Raw genomic sequence first — 954 nt, 5'->3', positions numbered from 1 at the left:
ACCTCCACCCCCGCTATGCGCCCGAAAAGCTTGAGCCTCTTCTGCACGGCCCTGGGAGTCATGGGGCCTCTTTTACCGGGAAAGAGCCACTCGCCTCCTCGAGGAGGAAGCTCCGCCAGGTACTCCTTAAGGATGCGCCTCACCGTGCTGTTTAAGGGCACTTCCCGGTACTTCCCGCCCTTGCCGTACCTCACCCGCACAAAGCCCGACCGCTCCCGTATGACCACATCCTCAAGCCTCAAAGAGACCGCTTCAGAAACTCTCAGGCCTGCGTGCAGGAGCAGGGCAAAGAGGGCCTTGTCTTTAGCCGTCCCGTACCTCTGCACGGCACGAGCTAAAAGCCCGACCTCCCTCCTGGTGAGCCACCTGGGTGAGAGCCTCGCTTCAGGCACCTTCTTCACCCCCTCGGCCGGGTTGTCGGGCAAAGCCCGCTCCTCCTTCAGCCACCGGAAGAAGCTCTTGATCGCCTCCAGGTTGAAGTTGACCGTAGCGGGCTTGAAGCCACGCCCCTGGAGGTACCGGCGGTAGTCGGCCACGTCCAGAGGCGTGACCGCCCGGGGATCGAAAGCCTCTCCGCTTGTCCCCTCCCACCAGGCCACGAAGCGCTTAACAACCCCCAGGTAGGCCCTGACGCTTGAGGGAGAAAGGCCGCAGCGGAGACAGAAGTCCTCAAAGTCGGAAAGCCAATCGCTCATTCCTTCTTTCTGTACCCCCTCTTTTTTGCCTAGCCTTTCCTAAGAGCTCGCAGAAACTCCTCTGCCGTAACGATGGCTATACCCCTCACGGAGCGCAGCTCCAGCAAGTGGCTGTCGCCGGTCACCACCCACCCGGCCTTGCCCTCTACGGCACACTCCAGAACCTTGTCATCCTCCGGATCCTTCTGCACTACAGAAATCCTCTCTTTCGGATACACCATCACTACCCAGGGAAGAGCGAGAATCCCCTCCAGCAGGT

The 954-nt window shown here is 60.8% G+C and carries 2 protein-coding genes; both read right to left on the bottom strand.

The annotated features are described in order from the left end of the window. A partial coding sequence (locus DXX99_RS10970; RefSeq protein WP_115793505.1) for a tyrosine-type recombinase/integrase occupies window positions 1–695 on the bottom strand: 695 nt, incomplete at its 3' end. Window positions 696–724: 29 nt separating this feature from the next. Further along, on the bottom strand, window positions 725–954 hold a 230-nt coding region (locus DXX99_RS10965), incomplete at its 5' end, for a PIN domain-containing protein (protein WP_115793504.1).

The organism is Ammonifex thiophilus (assembly GCF_003368535.1).
Classification (GTDB): domain Bacteria; phylum Bacillota; class Desulfotomaculia; order Desulfotomaculales; family Ammonificaceae; genus Ammonifex; species Ammonifex thiophilus.
Note: the sequence above shows the minus strand (reverse complement) of the source record. Positions and strands in the feature narration are given on the sequence as shown.